Origin of the sequence: Sporosarcina sp. P18a (assembly GCF_002743135.1) — a bacterium.
In the GTDB taxonomy this organism is placed as follows: Bacteria; Bacillota; Bacilli; order Bacillales_A; family Planococcaceae; genus Sporosarcina.
Genome location: NZ_PDYQ01000002.1, coordinates 137,664 through 158,044, shown reverse-complemented (window position 1 = coordinate 158,044; position 20,381 = coordinate 137,664). Strand labels below are relative to the sequence as shown.

At 40.2% G+C, this 20,381-nt stretch carries 12 protein-coding genes; 8 read left to right on the top strand and 4 right to left on the bottom strand.

Annotation, left to right across the window (positions count from 1 at the left end; genetic code table 11):
- Positions 1 to 4: 4 nt before the first annotated feature.
- Together CSV75_RS08300 and CSV75_RS08295 are read left to right on the top strand one after the other, a co-directional pair.
- Positions 5 to 1,555, top strand: coding sequence for a sodium/proline symporter (locus CSV75_RS08300; protein WP_099675464.1), 1,551 nt, complete (start codon positions 5 to 7; stop codon positions 1,553 to 1,555).
- 19 nt (positions 1,556 to 1,574) lie between these two features.
- Entirely contained in the window at positions 1,575 to 2,060 is a 486-nt protein-coding gene (locus tag CSV75_RS08295; protein WP_099675463.1) for a hypothetical protein, read from the top strand.
- A gap of 94 nt (positions 2,061 to 2,154) precedes the next feature.
- Here CSV75_RS08295 and CSV75_RS08290 read toward each other — a convergent pair whose 3' ends face one another.
- Positions 2,155 to 3,771: a PucR family transcriptional regulator gene (locus CSV75_RS08290; protein WP_099675462.1), complete on the bottom strand. Its 1,617-nt coding sequence runs from the start codon at positions 3,769 to 3,771 to the stop codon at positions 2,155 to 2,157.
- Between the two features lie 149 nt (positions 3,772 to 3,920).
- Here CSV75_RS08290 and CSV75_RS08285 point away from each other — a divergent pair, with 149 nt between their 5' ends.
- From CSV75_RS08285 to CSV75_RS08270, 4 genes are all read left to right on the top strand, one after another.
- Positions 3,921 to 5,390 (top strand): CoA-acylating methylmalonate-semialdehyde dehydrogenase, encoded by a 1,470-nt coding sequence (locus CSV75_RS08285; RefSeq protein ID WP_099675461.1) that lies wholly within the window; start codon positions 3,921 to 3,923, stop codon positions 5,388 to 5,390.
- A gap of 19 nt (positions 5,391 to 5,409) precedes the next feature.
- Positions 5,410 to 6,783 (top strand): aspartate aminotransferase family protein, encoded by a 1,374-nt coding sequence (locus tag CSV75_RS08280; RefSeq protein WP_099675460.1) that lies wholly within the window; start codon positions 5,410 to 5,412, stop codon positions 6,781 to 6,783.
- 179 nt (positions 6,784 to 6,962) lie between these two features.
- Positions 6,963 to 8,102, top strand: coding sequence for an alanine dehydrogenase (gene ald, locus CSV75_RS08275; protein WP_099675459.1), 1,140 nt, complete (start codon positions 6,963 to 6,965; stop codon positions 8,100 to 8,102).
- Positions 8,103 to 8,299: 197 nt separating this feature from the next.
- Entirely contained in the window at positions 8,300 to 9,973 is a 1,674-nt protein-coding gene (locus CSV75_RS08270) for a glucosaminidase domain-containing protein (RefSeq protein ID WP_233191637.1), read from the top strand.
- Between the two features lie 44 nt (positions 9,974 to 10,017).
- Here the strand turns inward: CSV75_RS08270 and CSV75_RS08265 are convergent, their stop codons facing one another.
- Entirely contained in the window at positions 10,018 to 10,929 is a 912-nt protein-coding gene (locus tag CSV75_RS08265; protein ID WP_233191624.1) for an NAD(P)/FAD-dependent oxidoreductase, read from the bottom strand.
- A 368-nt stretch (positions 10,930 to 11,297) separates the two neighbouring features.
- On the opposite strand from CSV75_RS08265, the gene CSV75_RS08260 reads away from it, so the two are divergent.
- Together CSV75_RS08260 and CSV75_RS08255 are read left to right on the top strand one after the other, a co-directional pair.
- Entirely contained in the window at positions 11,298 to 13,301 is a 2,004-nt protein-coding gene (locus CSV75_RS08260; protein ID WP_144034774.1) for a hypothetical protein, read from the top strand.
- Positions 13,302 to 13,346: 45 nt separating this feature from the next.
- Complete coding sequence (locus CSV75_RS08255; protein ID WP_158231632.1) at positions 13,347 to 15,740, top strand: RCC1 domain-containing protein; 2,394 nt, start codon at positions 13,347 to 13,349, stop codon at positions 15,738 to 15,740.
- A 51-nt stretch (positions 15,741 to 15,791) separates the two neighbouring features.
- Here the strand turns inward: CSV75_RS08255 and CSV75_RS08250 are convergent, their stop codons facing one another.
- Together CSV75_RS08250 and CSV75_RS08245 are read right to left on the bottom strand one after the other, a co-directional pair.
- Entirely contained in the window at positions 15,792 to 19,691 is a 3,900-nt protein-coding gene (locus CSV75_RS08250; RefSeq protein WP_158231631.1) for a DUF5011 domain-containing protein, read from the bottom strand.
- Between the two features lie 16 nt (positions 19,692 to 19,707).
- Positions 19,708 to 20,313: an Ig-like domain-containing domain gene (locus CSV75_RS08245; protein ID WP_099675453.1), complete on the bottom strand. Its 606-nt coding sequence runs from the start codon at positions 20,311 to 20,313 to the stop codon at positions 19,708 to 19,710.
- Positions 20,314 to 20,381: the final 68 nt, after the last annotated feature.

Below are 20,381 nucleotides of genomic sequence, written 5' to 3'. Positions count from 1 at the left end.
TTCAATGAGCATGGATGGGATAATTTTCATTATATACTTAGGGATTCTATTAACAATTGGCTTGTGGTTTTCACGCAGATCGTCAGCCTCTACAGAACAGTACTTACTCGGTGGTCGATCTCTTGGACCGGCCGTCACTGCTATGACCATGCAAACGACAGCTATGAGTGGATTTATGTTTATGGGAGCTCCAGCGATGGCCTTTAAATATGGCTGGTATGCCATTTGGTACGCGATTGGAGATGCAGGTGGATCGATTATTAACCTATCTGTTTTAGGTAAGCGAATGAGAAGAATGTCTGAATTATTGGGAGCGCTTTCACCAATTGAATATTTGGAAAAACGTTTTGAAAGCCCGAGTGTTCGAGTGGTCGGTTCTATCATTTCCATTGTCTTTCTATTTGGATACGTTTGCGCTCAGTTTATTGCGGCGGGTAAGGCAATGTCTGCACTAACAGGTTTTACGTATGAACTGTCTCTGCTTATCGGGATTAGCGTCATTATCATCTATACTGTGGCAGGCGGGTATTTAGCTGTCGCTTACACTTCTTTTGTACAAGGCTTGATCATGGTTCTCGGTGTCGTTGGGATTGGTATTCTCGCTTATTTTCATATAGGCGGACTGACGGGTTTGAACGTTGCTTTGAAAGCTGTAGACCCTACGTATTTGAGTATTTGGGGTAAAGATCTTGCGTACTATGGTCAGTGGGGGATGGTGCTCGGCGCCATACTCATTTACTCAATTGGATATATGGGACTTCCACATGTGGTAGTTCGTCATATGTCGATGAAGAGTACGAAAACAGTAAAAGGTGCAGTAATTATCAGTGCTCTATGGAATCAATTCTTCATCTTTGTACCATATATTCTAGGAATGATCGGGATTATTTTACTCCCCACTATCGCTGATCCAGAAATGATTATTACGGAGCTAGCGTATACGTTATTCCCTGGAATTTTTGCGGCATTATTGCTCTCAGCTATTATGTCGGCAGTAATGTCCACTGCAGACTCTATCTTGATGCAAGCAGGCTCTATTCTTTCACGTGATGTCTATCAACGTTTCATCAACAAAGATGCTAGCCCCAAAACGATGATTCTTGTATCAAGACTATGCATTCTATTGGGAGGAGTAGTAGGAGTTGTAGTAGCCATTTATGAGCCACCATCCGTATTTGCCTTGGTTTTGTTCGCTTTTGGTACATTGGGGAATGCTTTTTTAGTTCCGTATGTTGCTTCGGTTTACTCGAGAAAAGCGAATTATATCGGTTGCCTATGTGCAATGATTGGCGGTGCTACAACAAATATCATTTGGACTTCCATGGGGTTAGAAACTTCTACAGGACTTCATCCGTTCTTGGCAGGTTTACTAGTATCTCTGTTAGGCATGCTCATCGGAAGTCGATTTGGTCGTAAACCATCAGATGAAATACTGACAGCGTTCGAACAGTCCAGAAAAAAACGTGTATTCTCAAAAGAATTTGACCGCAACATTACACGTGACTTGGCACCCGAAGCTAACAATGTATCTAAGTTTTTGGCAGATAATAAATAACTTACAGGAGTAGGTACTTATGGACGCTATATTGCTACAAGAAATCGAGTTTACTAAAGAAGAGGTATTACTAGGATTGCAACAATACGAAAAAGAAACGCATTTTCAAATCCAAGATATTATTTACTACCCTTATTACTTTTTTGAATATCAAGTGAGTGCTAAAAGCTTGCTGAAGTTTAAGGGGAAGGCCGCTTGTACAATCGACGGGCTTGGTGGAAGAGGGGCGATGGTGGATGTTCGGCCAAGCTTTTCTAGAAAGAAAGTGGAAGTGGGTCGGTTCCCTGAGCTGGTGATTGGAGAGGTAGAAGCGATTACTATGGCTGAAAGATTTATTTTTGACAATGCTTCTTCAAAAGCCAAATTTGTTACGATGCCTAAAATCACAGAAGTTCAAAGGAATCTCTTTTATCGACCATTTTGGATAACAGATTTCAAGTTGGACAATACAAAGTCAGGGCAACTCATAGTGGATGCGATTAGCGGAAGCTATCATCCGTTATGACAGGATCGACGGTCAAAGTTAAAAATGAAGTCGTATACAGCCACTCTTCGCACAATGCAAGCGAGCAGTGACTGTATACAGGTGGGGATGATATTTACAGTAAAACTTGTTTGGCCATTATAGCTACTTCAAGTGCAATCCGATTTAATGGGGACATAAAATTCTCCCCCATTATAGATTCAATCTTTTCGAGTCGATGATACAGTGTTTGTCTGACGATAAATAGACGATCTGCGGTTTCTTTTTTTGAACCGCCACATTCAAGATAAATACGGAGCGTTTCGAATAAGTTACTGTCGTTCTCTTGATCGTAATCAATAAGGTCTTGTAGATAATCTTCTACATAGTTATCAAGGTTTCCTTGTTCGTTGAGAAGAAGTAGTAGTCTATAGACCCCTAAATCTTCATAAAAATTACTCTCGAATGCAAACTTTTGTTTGAGTTCAGCCACTCTTTTTGCTTCTTTATATCCTTCTTTGATGTGTGAATGGTTATGGTGAACTAAACTGATACCAAATTTATATTCCCGTTCGTTAAAGAAATGGTCATTGTCCATGGCTGTTAACTGTTCGGTTACTTGCGTGAAACGATTCATGTCTTTTACATGTGTACCCGAAGCGATAAACGATGCAATAATTGTAATTTCATTTTTAGTTACAGAGATAGTTGGAAAGAAACTATGTCGTTTAAAGACAGAACGAATCATCATAGATTGTTGTAAGCGGATTTCTTCCCAACTGTTTTCATCTATAGTGGTTTCATTCGTATCCAACTGAATGACGAAGATTCTGTAATGAGTATTCGGACTTTTCGTTGGTAAAAAGGATTGGATATCTTCTGCATCTACAGGACGGCCATGCAGTAAGTTACGCACAAACTCTTCCTCATTGTATTGATTTCTCTCTTGAATAGTGCGATTCCGAAGTAATATTTGAGCAATTGCGAGGGAGGCCCTATCCAAGATTAAAAAGACAAATTCATCTTTTATTGCCTGTGGAAGGTGAAGGCATAAATATCCTAGAGATTGGCCTAAACCATTGATGGGGAACAAGGCAAATGGCTGATCATCGATGGTATAGATGTCCTGTTCTAGCTTTTGCGTAGTCTTCTCACTAAGAAATTCTTTTATGCTATTTTTCCACGAAGTCGATTCAACAGGGTAGTAATAAGATTTCGCTTCATCGGATATAAACAACACCGTCTGATTGAACAGCGAGTGTAACTCGTGAAGAATCTTTAAGATTCCGTTTGGCATTAAACTTAACTCATTGAACCTTCTCGATAATGTATCTAACTTCGACAGCATTTCATAATGGCGATTAATGATCACTGTATGTAAATCTTGTGTGATATCAACAAATTTAACGACTTTTTCGAACACTATAATTGGAAACTTTTGTGCATCTGCAAGAGTAATAATATCTTGTTGGATTTCACTGACGTACGGCCCTATTTCAACACACAGACAGGCAACCTCTAGTTTAATTAGCTGTTTTATATACTGTAGCTGTGTTGCGTTATCCAGTTGTAGATGAAGGCCCGCTGTTAAGATAATTTCACCGCCATTGACTAGTGAACTAAACTCACTAACTTCTAATACGTGCGACCATTTAACTTGACGATCCAAACCGTTACTTCCAGCAATGACTTTGGCATGCTTGAAAGTTTCGCGGGCTAAGACATCTCGAACGGTCAAAGAAAGTTCATTCATGAAAATAAGACCTCCGTAACGTCAAAATATTATCCGTACGATGTTACACAATGTAAAATGAAAGTATTTTGAATAATTGTTAAACTATAGAAAGTAGTTTAGCTCAAGTCTTGTTGTAAAGCAAGATTAGATGAATGGGAGGAATAAAAATGAATTCAATAGTAATAGAAAAGAAAACGCTTTCAAATTTTATTAATGGACAATGGGTAAAATCACTCACTGATAAATATGAAGAAGTGCCAAATCCAGCGACAGGCGAAATAATTGCAAATGTACCTATTTCGACTAATGAAGATCTACAAGTTGCAGTAGATGCAGCGAAAAAAGCGTTTTCTTCGTGGAAGAAAACGGCTATACCACAAAGAGCTCGTATTCTATTTAAATACCAGCAACTTTTGATTGCCCATTGGGATGAGCTGGCACAACTGATTACTATAGAGAACGGAAAAAACTACACGGAGGCTTATGGTGAAGTTCAGCGCGGAATCGAGTGTGTGGAATTTGCTTCAGGAGCACCTACGTTGATGATGGGCTATCAACTTCCTGATATTGCCACAAACATCGAATCGGGTATGTATCGCTATCCTTTAGGAGTGGTTGGAGGGATCACGCCTTTTAACTTCCCGATGATGGTTCCTTGTTGGATGTTCCCGCTTGCCATTGCAGCAGGAAATACATTTATCTTAAAGCCTTCAGAGCGTACACCACTCTTGGCAAATAGATTAGCAGAGCTATTAACAGAAGCAGGATTACCGAATGGAGTGTTCAATATCGTTCATGGCGCAAAGGATATTGTTAACGGGATCTTAAGTCATCCAGATATTCCTGCCGTTTCATTTGTTGGGTCACAGCCGGTAGCAGAGCATGTATATAAAACAGGAACTGCCAATGGTAAACGTGTTCAAGCACTAGCAGGCGCCAAGAATCATTCGATTGTTATGCCGGATGCGGACTTGGATTTAGCAGTTACTAATATTACCAATGCGGCATTTGGTTCTGCTGGCGAAAGATGTATGGCTGCTGCAGTGGTAGTTGCAGTTGGAGATATTGCTGACCAGCTTGTGAAACGTTTAGTTGAAGAAGCAAATAAAATAACGATTGGAAACGGATTAGAAGAAGGAGTATTCCTTGGACCTGTCATTCGTGATTCCCATAAAGATAAAACACTTTCTTATATCGAAGCGGGGATTGAAGAAGGGGCAACTCTTGTACGCGACGGCCGTGACGATCCATCCACTTCTGAAGGGGGATATTTCGTAGGGCCTACGATTTTTGAAGGGGTTACAACCGAAATGCGTATTTGGAAAGAAGAAATATTTGCACCGGTACTTTCAGTAATCAGAGTAGAAACATTGGATGATGCGATTGAACTTACAAATCAATCAGACTTTGCAAATGGTGCATGTTTGTATACAGATAGCTCGAAGGCGATTCGTCAATTCCGAGAAGAAATTGATGCAGGGATGCTTGGTATCAATCTGGGCGTACCAGCGCCTATGGCATTCTTCCCATTCTCGGGCTATAAGAAGTCATTTTATGGGGATTTACATGCAAACGGTCGTGATGGTATCGAATTCTACACACGTAAGAAAATGTTAACTGCACGTCACGAATATTGATAAAAAGGGAGGAAAGATATTGAAAACTGTACATGAACAAGGCCAGAATGAAAAAAAGTCATTAATAGAACAAAATCGAGATAAAGTTTGGCAACATATTTCAGCCTATAATGAAAAAAGTCCCCCGATGATTATCGAAAGTGGGGAAAATGCTTGGATAACAGATCATGAAGGTAATCGGTATTTAGATGGTATGTCAGGACTATGGTGTGTCAATGTAGGCTATGGAAGAGAAGAGATAGCAAAAGTAGCATATGAGCAAATGAAAAAGCTTTCATATGTACCCATGACACAAAGCCATGGACCGGCAATTGAACTGGCCACCAAAATAAATGAAATGCTAGGCGATGACTATAAGATCTTTTATTCAAATAGTGGTTCTGATGCGAATGAAGTAGCCTTCAAGCTTATTCGTCAGTATCATCAGCAAAACGGGGAACCTTCCAGATATAAATTCCTCTCTCGTTATCGTGCATATCATGGAAGCTCAATGGGGGCGCTATCTGCTACAGGTCAAGCTTTGCGAAAATACAAGTATGAGCCGCTAGTGCCAGGATTCTTACATGTAGCACCTCCAGATAACTATCGAAAGCCTGAAGGGATATCAGTCGAAGATTATAATATTCAGCGTGCTTTAGAGCTCGAAGAAAAAATTATTTGGGAACAAAAAGATACGATCGCAGGGATTATTATGGAGCCACTCATTACAGGGGGAGGGATCTTAATCCCACATCCGGTGTACTTAGAGAAAGTCCAAGAAATCTGTACCCGTCACGGTGTCCTCTTGATCATGGATGAGGTGATTTGTGGATTTGGACGTACTGGAAAAGCATTTGGACATCAACATTACAATGTGAAACCAGATATTGTGACGATGGCGAAAGGTTTGACTAGTGCATACCTTCCATTATCGGCGACAGCAATCCGAAAAGATATCTATGAAAAGTTTGATACTAGCGAAGACTACAGTCATTTCCGTCATGTCAATACGTTTGGTGGTAATCCAGCTGCGTGTGCAGTTGCGTTAAAGAACCTAGAGATTCTAGAACGCGAAGATCTTATCAATCGTGCTACAGAACTTGGAGGGCGGCTATCAGATGAACTCGCTTTCCTACAAGATCACCCGAACGTAGGAGATATTCGAAGTATTGGTTTCTTGATGGGAATTGAACTCGTCGAAGATAAGAAGACAAAAGAACCTGCAACGAATGCACGCATGACAAAAATTATTGGAGAGTGTAAAGCGAATGGACTGATTGTTGGTCGCAACGGTGAGACGGTAGAAGGATTTAATAATGTCCTTGCACTTTGCCCGCCACTTTCTTGTACTGATGAAGATGTCGACTTCATCGTATCCGTTGTTAAAAAAGTATTTAAAGAGAATGAACAATAAGTTGTCTACCTAGTAATGATATGAAAGGTGCCTCTAGACGACTCGTGTCGCAATGAGTAGTCAGAGGTACTTCGTCTTTACATCAAGTAGCGACGTGTACTATGCATGGCTTATACCACTAAATCTCAGCGAACTGATAACTATACAATAGTATACATTTTATCCGAGGGGGAATGGGTATGTTGATTGGTGTAACAAAGGAGATTAAAAATAACGAGAACCGTGTTGCGATGACCCCTGCAGGAGTGTACACACTTCGCTCGTGCGGCCATGAAGTGCTTATTGAAACGGAAGCTGGTTTAGGATCAAGTTTTACAGACGAAGACTATATGGGTGCGGGCGCAAAGATCGTTCTGACAGCGGAAGAAGCATGGAGCGCTGAACTGGTTATGAAAGTAAAGGAACCCATTGCCTCTGAATATCGTTATTTTCGTAAAGGGTTACTCCTATTCACATACTTACATTTAGCATCTGAGACGGAGTTGACTCAAGCTCTTTTAGAAAGTGGAGTGACGGGGCTTGCTTATGAAACCGTTCAGTTGCCTAATCAATCATTGCCTTTGCTCGCGCCGATGAGCGAAGTAGCTGGAAGAATGGCAACACAAATCGGTGCTCAATATCTTGAAAAAACGAATGGTGGAAAAGGCATTCTACTAGCTGGGGTACCGGGTGTTTCTCGAGGGAATGTCGTAGTCATTGGCGGTGGGCAGGCAGGAACAAATGCTGCACGTATTGCGATCGGTATGGGTGCTCACGTAACCGTATTGGATTTGTCAGTAGATCGTTTACGGCAATTGGATGATATTTTTGGCAATAACATTCAGACACTGGTTTCAAATCCACATACTATCGCAGAATCAGTCAAAGAAGCCGATCTGGTGATTGGTGCAGTGCTCATACCGGGAGCCAAAGCACCAAAGCTTGTCTCTGAAGAAATGGTTCAATCTATGAAACCTGGATCGGTTCTTGTGGATATCGCAATCGATCAAGGGGGAATCTTTGAAACATCAGATCGTGTAACGACACACGATGCCCCGATCTATACAAAACATGGTGTAGTCCATTATGCGGTCGCAAATATGCCAGGTGCAGTACCGCAGACGTCAACAGTAGCATTAACCAATGTCACTGTACCCTACGCGCTTCAAATTGCCAATAAAGGATGCAGACAAGCGCTACTAGACAATGAAGCACTTCGAAAAGGTTTAAATACTATGAATGGTCATGTAACATACAAAGCCGTTGCAGAAGCACAGGGCTTACATTACACATCTTCAATCTCTATATTAGAAAACGATGGTTTAGTAACAAATACTTAAAAGCATAGTTATATATTCACTTATCATTATGTACAAATGAAATGAGTCCCTCTACCACACTATATTTTGAAAAAAATATAATGCGGTAGAGGGACTTTTTCTCTTTATACTATTGAACAAATCTTTCATTCTATATAGCAAATCTGGTAAAATCCTGTATAATCGTCAACAAAAGGAGGTTGCTAGATTTGAAATTCATGATGAAATGTATCACAACTACTCTGTTCACCGTTCTGCTTACCCTCGTGATGACGCTGTCAACCGAAGCGGCTACTTGGCCTGACCATTCACCTGATCAAAATCCGGACAAGCAATGGACTATTACGTTCAGTAATCCAGTAAAAACGACTTCAGTCACTGAAAATTCGATTTATATCATGGATTCCAAGAAAGAAAAGCAGGACATTGCAATAACATACTCAGACTCCGACAAGAAAGTACATATCGCGCCGCCAACAGGAAATTATCGTAGTGGAGAAACTTACACATTACATATCACGCAAGCTGTGCATAATACAGATGGGAAACCCTTAAAAGTACCGGTTACTAAAACGTTTTCCATTAAAACAGGAATCACATATGACTTGGCGAATGTACAAGCCAATGGCACGACTACCATAGTGGAAAGGTTTCCAAGCTTTGAAGCAGCGGCCAGCCGTATGAATAGCAATCAAGTCGTGCTGTTCCAAAACAACATCATCCACATGCCGAAAGGGCTTATTTCAACCGTGGCATACGGTGGTAGCACATTGACAATTTTGTATGCCGATCAAGACTTGAAAACTCAAGAAACATATGTCCCAGCAGACACGGAACTTGTGTATGTTGACTCGACAGCCACTTCTGTAAAAGTCGAGCTGGCGGGAAGAAACTTCTATATCAAACCACAAAATGCAATGATGCTACCGAGTCAGACCGTAACGGATCGCACCTATTATAAAGTGTCGAATCGTTCACTCTATCATTTCATTTACTCACATAGGACAAAGACGTTCGCTTCGTATGAAATGGGTGCTGCCCCAAACTTCATGCAAGAAGGGGTAAAGTATTACAGCACGGACGGCAGTTATTTCCATAATGAAGCAGGGGCTTTGATTGGCACGGCTCATCAATACTTCCAGTACTTACCGATGCGTAGTATGACACGCTATACAGCTGAAGAGTTGGATGCATATATTATGAAGCAGTTAAGGAGCCTGGAGCAGTCTTATCCGAACTCTTCCATTTATAAAAATGCGGCAACAAGAAGTAAATTAATCGGGTTGGGCTCAGATTTGAAGCGAATTGAAAGAGAGAGTCATGTCAATGCGATGCATATACTGGCGCTTGCACAGCATGAAAGCCAGTATGGACTCAGTAAGCACGCGCTGGAATCCAATAATTTATTCGGTATGTACGTAACAGATGATAATCCGTTGAATAAAAATTTTGATTCGGTAAGCGCAAATATTCAGGAACTGGTCGATGCCTTTTTGAATAGAAATTACTTACCGCCTCAAGCCAAATATGCGAATGGAACGAATTTCGGAAATAAAGCAATCGGCATGAACGTTAAATATGCTTCCGATCCTTACTGGGGATCAAAAATTGCAGGGCATTTGTACCGAATGGACCGTTCGATGGGCGGAAAGGAAATAGCTAACCAGCTGAAGATTGGATTGACGAATCCGTCCAGTTTAAATGTACGTCCTATACCTTCATCAGCCCTAGGCACGCCGATCATATATAAATATCAAAAGATGGGCATGCCACTCATTATTTTGGATGATCAAACACCTGAAGCGCCATGGATTAAAATCCGTTCAGATAAGGCTCCATATGACACAGTATACGTGCATGGGGATTTAGTAGATCCGTTAGAATGGCAATGAACACGGAAACAACCCCTTACCTAAATTATCGGTAAGGGGTATTTTTAGTCCATCCGCGTGAAAAACTCTTTCGTCAAGTCACCGTTAATTCCTATAGCAGCAGCGCTCCCAGTCCCCGCTGCGACTAGTAGCTGCGAAGGGACGATATGAGAAACGTCTCCCGCTGCATAGACATTCCAAACTGTTGTCCGTCCGTAGTCATCGGTTAAAATCCCACCGTATTTATTGCGCTCACATCCTAAGTCTTGTGCAAAATGATTGGGATGACTCCAGCGTGGAGAGGCAAATCCACCTGCGCGATCTATCAATGTACCGTCTTCAAGCCGCACACTGTGCAGTTGCCCGTCTTCTCCTTCAAGACCTGAAATGATATCATCGACAATTTGTATTCCTTTTGCACTCAACTTCATTTGTTCTTCCGTCGTCAGCTGACCTTCTCCACCGGTAAAAACAATCAGATCCCGGCTCCATGTATAAACTTCCGTTGCTAATTTAAACACATTTTTATCCGCAAATACAGCCAAAGAACGATCGCGCAATTCCCAGCCGTCGCAATACGGACAACTGAAGATGGATGTGCCATAAAAGCGCTCAATACCAGGCACGTTAGGCTGTTCATCACGCAAACCGACAGCAAAAAGTACTTTCTGTGTGCGGACCGTCCTGCCGTCTGCTGTCATCAACTCATAATGTGATTCATCCAATCGTTCGACTGCAATAATTTTTTGAGGATGAAATGTCACAGACGGATACTGCGTCAGTTCCTCTCGCCCAATCTTCCGTAATTCTGAAGGTGGCACACCGTCACGCGTTAAAAATCCATGTGATGCACGGGAGACGCGATTTCTTGCATGATCGTCATCGAATACAATAATATTTCGCCTTGCCCGTCCGAGTACTAAAGCTGCACTTAATCCAGCGGGTCCGCCACCAATGATGGCACATTCATAAATCATTGCTATTTTCATCCCTTTTCATTCCATTTTGGTTATAGGACTTCCCATGAAACGTCTGAAGTAAACTGTAGTGTGTGTAGTTTGAGGAAAATAGCAACAGAAGTGTTGGAAAAATGCGAGAACATATCATGTTTTCAGGTAACAGAGATATGTTCGGTGCTTTACGGTTTATCATGTATATTTCACACTGCACAATTAGGCTAAAAGGACCGGTTCTAGATTCTTAATAAATGGCTATTAATGCCGATAAATGAAGAAGGAGACTTTATTTTTATATAGCCATGTGTGTAGGTCAGAAATTTAGTATAAAAGACGTTATTGGCTATTTATTGCAACGCCAAATTTATCAAGCGGGGGAGAATAAGTGGATGAAACAATTTTGGAAAGCGGCATTTGCACTGATGTTGTTGGTCAGTGTATTGGGTGCGGGGTTGAAGGCAGATGCAGCGGTAAAGCCGGGAACTCCGGAACCTGTTGAGAAGAAGCCTTATGAGTATGAGTTTAATGTAACCGATGCAACGTATAATGGATTTACGGGTGCTAAGGAAATGGTTATTACGTTTGATAAGAGTATTAATCAAACAATTGCATTCAGCGACGTTTATGTCGAGCAGATAGTAAAAGGTAAAAACATAAAAGTACCCATCGTATTAAAGCCTTTAGCCAATGGAAATAAACTTACTGTTACATTTAAAAATCTAGAGCTTGTTGACTATAAAGGGAAAGAGGATTTTCAGTTGGTGGTAAAACAAGGAAAACTTTATTTTGATCAGTTGACTAACTATGAATTCCCATTCAAATTTTATGATCTAACACCTGGATTTGAGTCCGTGTTTGTCAATACAAACAACGCAACGCTTATTAACGAGAAAATTTTCAAGCACAATGAGCCGCGTAATATTATGATTCAAGTACCACCAATTTATATTACAAAGATTGAAACAATCCATCGCTACAAAGGAATTGTTGATCCGGATAAGAGCGCACCGAACTTATCAAATATCGATGTCATTGCACACGAAGAAGCGAAGCGTTTGAAAGTAAAGTTAGGAACAAACAATACGCAATATGAAAGAGATTTAGATCGCTCTACAGCAGGCGTCAACGGTTTTTCAATGGGACAAGCAGGTATTGATAATCTCACTTGTGTGCCAGATACACCACCAAAAGATGGTTGTAAAGAGTACTCTCTAAATGACGATTTTGAATTAACTGCTTTCAGTAAAGATGGCCGCAAGCTTGAAACGAAAAACTTTAAAATACGAGTCAGTGACAAGGAAAAAGATTTTAAAATAAATGATTATGTAAAAGCAGATACTAAATTCTTCGGCAGACCGGTATCGCTTTATGAGTTGATGCTATCGCCTATTTTACTAGATAACATTATGAAAGAAATTGATGTAAGGGCATTGAATGATTTAGGCGTTAGTTATTCTGTAGCGCCTGTAGCGACCGTTACAACTCGTGAACAATTAGAATTAGCATTAATAAATGACAAACTTAAGAAAATTAGTTTATCAGGGAATTTTAACTTAGCTAATACACCTGCCGCTCCATTTGTGATTGATCGTGATGTGACGATTGCAGGTGGAATTATTACTGGAGACATTCAATTAGGTAAAGGGAAAGATCGAATCATACGTCTGGAAGGTACAAAGATTAATGGAAACCTGATAGTTGATGTAGGCGCTAACGGCACTGCTGTGCTAGATAAAGTGACTGTTACAGGCAATACATCAAATCCGCACACAAGAATAGTGAGTGGAGGATCAAACTCTATTCATTTGAATGATTTCAAATCTAGGAATGGAATAGAAGTATCGAATACAAAGCAACTCCGAATTGTAACAACGAATACTCTTGAAGATACTTTAATATTCGATTATAAAGCACAAGCACCTGTTCAGTTGGAAGTAGTGAGTGGAAAAGTAGACCTTACTTTAGGCGAAGATAAGATGTTAGCGGAAAGTAATAAGTTCACTGTATTCGCTAATGATAAAAACGATGTGACAGTATCCTCTGAGTTAACAAATAATACGCACTTTAGCCTTAATGAAGTAGTAGTAGAAGTAGATGAAACGCCAGGCATAAAAAAGATAGATACTAATGGCAAGTTTATAGAGGTCTTAAACGAAAATGGAGAGTTTTCTCTTGAAAACTTTGAGATAAGTGAATTATATTCAGGAACTATTCTCAAAGATAAAACATTAGAAGAGTGGACAGTAGTAGATCAAACAGAAGGATGGAATATAATAAAGATAACAGATGGTTTTAATGTTTCCCAAGTTTCCGGAGATGGATTCATTACATTGGAAACATCTGATGGGGACACAGTCTATCATTTGCCTATTCAGATTAAAATTACTAGCTAGATTTAATAAACCCAAGTCTAGTAAAACAAAGGAGTTGAGTTGAGTTTGTTTACTCAATTTGCTAGGAAATACCAGGTGTTCTGCTCACTGCTAACTTGCTTCCTGATAACTTTTGCGGATCCTGCAGATGCTTATGGAATTGCTAATCATGAAAATATAGTGGATGTAGGGAAGAGCCATCTAGTAGTTTTAAAAGAGGATGGAAGTGTATGGAGTTGGGGTGATCACACTTACGGTCAATTGGGTGCAGGTATTATCAGTTCCTCGAATGCCCCCTTGCCTATTCAATTGACGGGTGGAGATAGACTTTCGAAAATTACCGCAATCACAGCAGGCGGCTACTATACAGTTGCCCTCGATGCTGATGGGGTTGTATGGAGTTGGGGATTGAATGCCTACGGTCAGTTAGGAAGATCTACAATTGGAAATAAGGATGCAAGTCCGCTTGAGGTTAGTATACCTACAATGGTAGACATTTCAGCAGGTGAAAGTCATGTCTTAGCGGTTGATGAAATGGGAAACGTTTGGACGTGGGGACATAATCCATTTGGTCAGCTTGGTAGAAGAACAGTATCTTCCTATACAGCTATACCGGAAAAAGTTGCTGGGTTAACTAATGTAGCAGCGGTGGTTGCAGGGAAAGATCATTCAGTTGTATTGAAAAAAGATGGTACAGTTTGGGCGTGGGGACGCAACACATATGGTCAGCTTGGAAATGGGGAAACAGCGGATTACAATGTTAGTCCAAAACAAGTATTAGGATTAAGCGAAATCATTGAAATTGCAGCCGGCGACAACCACACATTAGCTCTAAGACAAGATCGTACATCATTATTAGCATGGGGCCGTAATATATCCGGTCAACTAGGTGACGGTGGTTATGAAAATAAGTTGACACCTTTCTTGGTAAAAGGCGTAAATAATATTCGCTCTGTGGCAGCAGGAGATAACCATACCATTGTAGTGAAGGATGATGGCACAGTCTGGCAATGGGGCCGCAATACATCAGGTATTCAAACTTCGCAGACCGCACCTATTCAAATAACAGGGATGTCTGATGCAGTAGCTATTGGCGGCGGAGGTTATCTGGACAGCTTCACACTGGCAGTAAAGTCAGATGGCACGGTCTGGCAATGGGATAAAGCTTCTTCAGATTCAACAACTAAATTGCCAATCTTTAAGAAAGTTTCTGGGATTGACGGAATTATGAAGTTAGATGAGTTCCCCTTCATCCAAGGCGGACAAGTAAAGTTTAAATACATCGGAAACAATCTGACTGAAGACGTTAAACTAAACGGAAGCTTCAACGACAATGTCGACTTGCAAATGGAACGCAAACCCGGAAACGTCTGGGAACTGCAAGTAGAACTGCAGCCCGGGCAGTATGAATACGGTTTTCGCGTCAACGGTGACTGGACAGTAGATCCGCTCAACCGCGATAAAACCATTGACGACTTTGGACGGACATTCAGTGTGCTGAAAGTTGCTCCGTACACAACAGTGGGTCCGATTATCGATCACAAAGAAGTAACGTTCACATACAGCAGCTACGATTATAATAATCAGCTTGAACTAGAGGCACAATCGAAATCAGTTTCTGTCATGGGTAACTTCGGGGATGATTACCACTGGATCGAAATTCCGATGGTCAAGCAGCCGAATAATACATGGAAAGTGTCAAGAACATTAAAGCCGAGAGATTATTTTTATTCATTTGTTGTGCGGGATAATGAAAGCGGTGCAGTCGCTGTGAAGCGCAATGACCCGTTAAATCCAGTCTTACAGACAGATTCATTGACGAATATTTCCCGTAACACATTTGTCGTAGCGGAAAATGTATTAACCAAGATTCCGGTCGCATCGATCACACTCAGCAAAGGGCCTGAAATGGACTTAATCGTAGGTGAGCAATCCACATTGACTGCTAGAATCAGTCCATCGAATGCGACGAATCAAAATGTTAACTGGTATTCCAGCAAACCAACTGTAGCGAGTGTGGAAGGCGGTAAAATCACAGCGCATTCTGCAGGAGAAACGACCATTGCAGTCACTTCTGTGGACGGTGGGAAGATTGCCAGTGTCACGGTTGTCGTAAAACAGCAAGACGGCGCAGTATCCTACCCTCGCATAGGATATAAAACAGAAGATGACCGTAAAAATGTGGAGCCTACAAAAGCCTGGAAGATCAACCTGAATCAAGAGCTAGATATTAAGACGTTTAATCCAGACTCGGTCTACGTGTTGAATGAATCGGGTGTAAGAATTCCACTTGGTTATCAAGTATCGAATAATAACCGAACGATGGAAATTCGATTGCAAAATGGTTATCAGTATAAAAAAGGTGCCAATTACTATCTATTTATAGAGGATACGGTAAGGTCATCGAACGGTGCTAAGTTGAAAGAAAAAGTGCAGATGAAATTTCAGATTAAATTGTAACTGCACAGCAAAAAAGGAGTTGTCCCATATGGGTGCAACTCCTTTTTGCCATCAGTTGATTTTAAATGTTTGAAGTAAAGACTTTTTCAAGAATTCCTTATTCTTCGTATTTCCTTTGAATTGACGGTCGATATGCAGGGTATACTGCTTACCTCGAGTGTAAGCCTTTTGTGGAACGACATAAATTGTCTTACCGTCGCCACTCATTTGCAAGGTAGTATCTACTTTTTCATTAGTTGCATTATCTATAACATAGATCAGGCCGGAGTACAACGCTTCGCGGTCTACTCGAGCATTGAAATTGATGTTCAGAACTTTATGCGTATCGTAAGAAGGTATATTTTTGCTCCAGTCAACTGGCGGTTCGGCTTCGAGGGCCGTGATCTGGCTGATTTGATTTCCCTTTACAACGACCGCATATAACTCACCTGTTTGAGTTGAAATCTTGTCGTTAGGCGTATATTTCGTCCACTTCAGAATATCAGCAGGTGAAGCTGTAGCTACATATTTATTTTTTAATTGAGCGTTAGTTGAATGTGGACTAGTAGTGAATGATATATCTTCACTACTTGTTGTGTAATAAATTGTGCCAGCTGTTTCAAATAGAGCTAACTGCAATGTATACGCCACACTACCTGTTGCCGCTCGATTAATACGTGGTGCACCCACACTGTCAACCAGGGCGTACGTTCCCGGTTCATTAACAAGACCTATAGTTGATGTGGTAGTAGTTGCACTTGGCACGGCAACTGTGTATCCATCAACCAGTTTCGCCAATACTTTAGTTCCCGATTTTGGTAGCTTCAACTCAATCGGTTGCATGAAGCGGGATAAGTTACCAAAGCTTACTTCATACGATTCGCCGGCAAGAGATTGTTTCAATGTAAAAGTAGAGTGTCCGGATTCTATTACGTTACTTGACGGGACATGGGCTTCCACTTTTTTATCTTTTGTTATAAATGTTACACCATGTTCCTTTGCCATATCCATTTCAGTAGGACTAAGTGAAACGGAAGGGGATAGTGGCGTAAGTACTCCGTCTTTTTCAAGCGGCAGGCTACCGACCGAACTGTTCGCCGCGTGTTTTACTGTAACAGAGTAGGTCTTCGTAGTCGATTTGTTGCCTGCTGAATTTACTACACTGTAAGATTTAGGTTTGCCATCCGAAAAGTCTGTTTTCACTTGTGGATTCGGTGTGATAGTTCCAATACTTGTAATGATAGGCGTTAAGCTTTTTAAAATTGCTGTTTTAGGTACTGTTACACGAATTTCCCCAGCCTTATGGTCAATGACACTAATTGCATCTACTTTTTCAAAGTTGAAAGAGGTAATTAATGCAGTCGGTTTTGCATCTTCAAAGACATTAACATTCACAGGTAGAGAAGGGGCACTTTCAATTCCATTTACTGTTTGTGTGACGTAGTAGCCAATGCCTGCTGGAACATCTTTGAATGTGGCAGTGGAACCAGTTATCGTACCAGTTCCGATATATTGATTATATGAGTTATAAAGTTTTGCAATAGTAGGTGTTGTATATGTGTCTACAGTTGCAGTAAGTATATGAATTTTATTAGATATATCTACTTCTACTTCTGGTTTTGTCGTTTGCTTTGGTGCTACTGTGATAAATCGAAACTTATCGTCTGCTTTTGATTTTCTATTGCGTGCAATTGAGCTGTATCTAATTTTATACAAACCTGGCTGGCCAAATGAGGTAAGACACTTAGAATTCATACTACAATCGCTCTCAACTCCATCAGGTGTGATGAATTTAGTAGAGTTTTCTAAATCAACCTCTAAATAATCCTTGGCGACCATACCGGGATCATCGAATCGTAAAGGACTGCCTTCTGTATAGTAAGGTTCTTTTGATTGATTAATAACGTACGAAAGCTTTTCAGGACCGTTTAATGTGATGTATGGCTTATCAAGATCGACTATCTCTATAACGTTTGATTGGCGGCTTTCTTGTTTACTAACCGTTTGTGTTACATAATAGCGACCAGGCACTACATTTTTAAATACGTATGTTTTTTCTTCTGCGTTCAATTCTATTTCGCCACTAATAGTAGAGGTCTGACCATCTTCATTAAGTTTAAAGAGTTTAAGAGTAGTTGACGAGTTAGGGTTGGATGTTCCTGGGTATATATTTTTCACACCGACTTCACCAGTTATTGCAGTGCTTCCGATTGCTATTACAGGACGAGGGTTTATAATGATAGTTCTTTCTAATAGTACTGCCTCATTTCCTGCTTTATCTCTTACGTTGTAAGTAATTTTGTAGATTCCAGGCTTTTCGGTATTTACTTTGCCGGTAACAACAATTTTCTCAGCAAGCTCTTCAGGTGTGTCAATATTATCTAAAGCAGTGACACCATATTCAATATACTGGTCTCCGACTTCCAAAGTTATTTCCTTATCGTTAATAAGAGTTAGTACTGGGGATGTATTATCGCGAATTTCAATCTCAGTTGACGAAAGACTTTCTACATTATTTACAGTCTGAACGACGTAATAGCCTTGTCCAACTTGAACATTACTAAATTTATATTCACCGTCACTAACTTTATCAATTTTAGATTGAATTTCAGATGTACTACCATCTGTAGTTCGTTGATAGAGCTTTAAATTTGCACCACCATATACACCTTTAACAGTTATGGTACCGGTCTTACGTTGATTAAAGGCTATTTCCGTTTGATAATCAGTATCTTCTTTATAAATATTCACTTTGTTCGGATATACTGTTACATTACGTTGAATAGTTTTACTTAAATTGTCAAACTCTCCATCTGTTGCTTTATAGGTCACTGTATACTTACCAGGAATTGTTCTGTTGGATTCGTTTATAAGATCACCCGTAACTTCTACTTTCATTTTTAAAGGTGTGCATGGTAAGACTACCGCACTTCCGCTTTCACAAAAAAAAGCTGTTTCTTTGCCTTCATAAACCTTCTTATTCTTATCAGTCACCTTATATCCAGCTTCAGTATATTTAACACTAGACACGATATCATTCGAATTAATCCCATAGCGTATTTCTAAATTTGCGTCACCATTTAAATTAATAATTGGAAGTTGTTCGTTATAAATCTCAATCTCATTCGATGGTGAACTTTGGACACCATTCTCTTTTTGTGTAACCGTATATTTGCCTGCAGGGAGTTCCTTGAATGTGAATTGATTGGTAGGAGGTGTTATTTCATCTCCTACTGGAAGTCCGCCGCTATGAAGAACGATTTTGCTTTTTGCTTTTATATTTTTCACTAAAATCGAGCCTTCATTATTCGAAGAACCAGAGTTTTTCATTCGTTCAATTGTCAATTTACTAGGGTAAACAGTGAATAGTTCTGAATCGTCACTTACAGCTCCATTAATTGTTTGTGTGAGATAGTAATTAGAACGTGCATCGATGGCGTCTGATACACCAAACACCGCATTTCCATTGGCGCTGGCTGTAGTTTCACGATAGGGATTATCCACAGCATCTTTAATATAGAGCTTAATAGTACTTGAAGGAAACGCGTTTTCAATTTTAACGTTATAAGGATTTTGAAGAGTAGTGATAATATTACCGTTACCGTTACTTGAAACTGTAAGTGATTTGGGTTTGACCATAATAGGAGCAGACTCTCTAATAACATTAGTATCTTTTTCTGCCCGGACAATGTAGAGTCCTGCTGGAACGTTAGTGAAGACCGAACTATTATCTAATACCATGCCTTGTTGGTCCTTATTTCCATATAGTTTTCTAAGTGTTATTGTCCAATCGGTATTTCCACCATTCATTTTTACAGTAACTGTACCAGTATTATTCTCGTTTACAACACTACCGTTAACACTACCTGGAAAAACTTTTTCTGTATCTTCTGTAACAGCCACCCCAGGCAACGGCCCAACAGTAGAAAACACCAACAAAAAAGCCAAAAACGCAGGGAAAAACTTTTTCATCCTCTTCATTCCTTTCTTATTTAACCTCATAATACTGCGTCTCCATCATGTGGTTCGCTTCATCTAATACCATTATCGTCAATAAATTACCTTTCGCCAGACCGATCTGTCCTTTGGAGAAGGAATCGGCACCATCCCGTAGCAACTTGATCGAGTTCCCATTATTAATCGAATAGGACACTGCTGCTATTTCCGGTTTTACTTTAACGGAAACTGAAGTTGCTAAAGGGTTCATCGTGGCGGACACATCTGATATGTATGTACCTGTCATTTCAAATTCCTTCGTTACTGGTTTGTTAAGAGTTTTGCCTGAAGCAGCTTTAAAACTAGCTGGAATCGTCAATGTATAGCGTTCGCCAAACAAGTATGGATTTTTCGGTTTTACTATAACTTTATCAAAATCTGCCGATAGAGAAAGAGACAGATTGTTATTTTGAGTTTGTATAGTAATGAGTTCCAGATTGGCTTTTTGATCAGATACTTCTTTTGAAAATGTGATAGTCCATGGCTTTACAGGATCGGTAACCGGCTCGATATCTGCTGCGTAACTGATTTGATTACTGAATAGACTTGTCAGCAGGAAACACAGTAACGCGACGGCAGTAACAATACGTAATCGCATAGTAAATTCTCCTTTTATGTGTGGGTTTCTAGTATGTGGATACTATGAAGAGGAAATAACGCTCTATC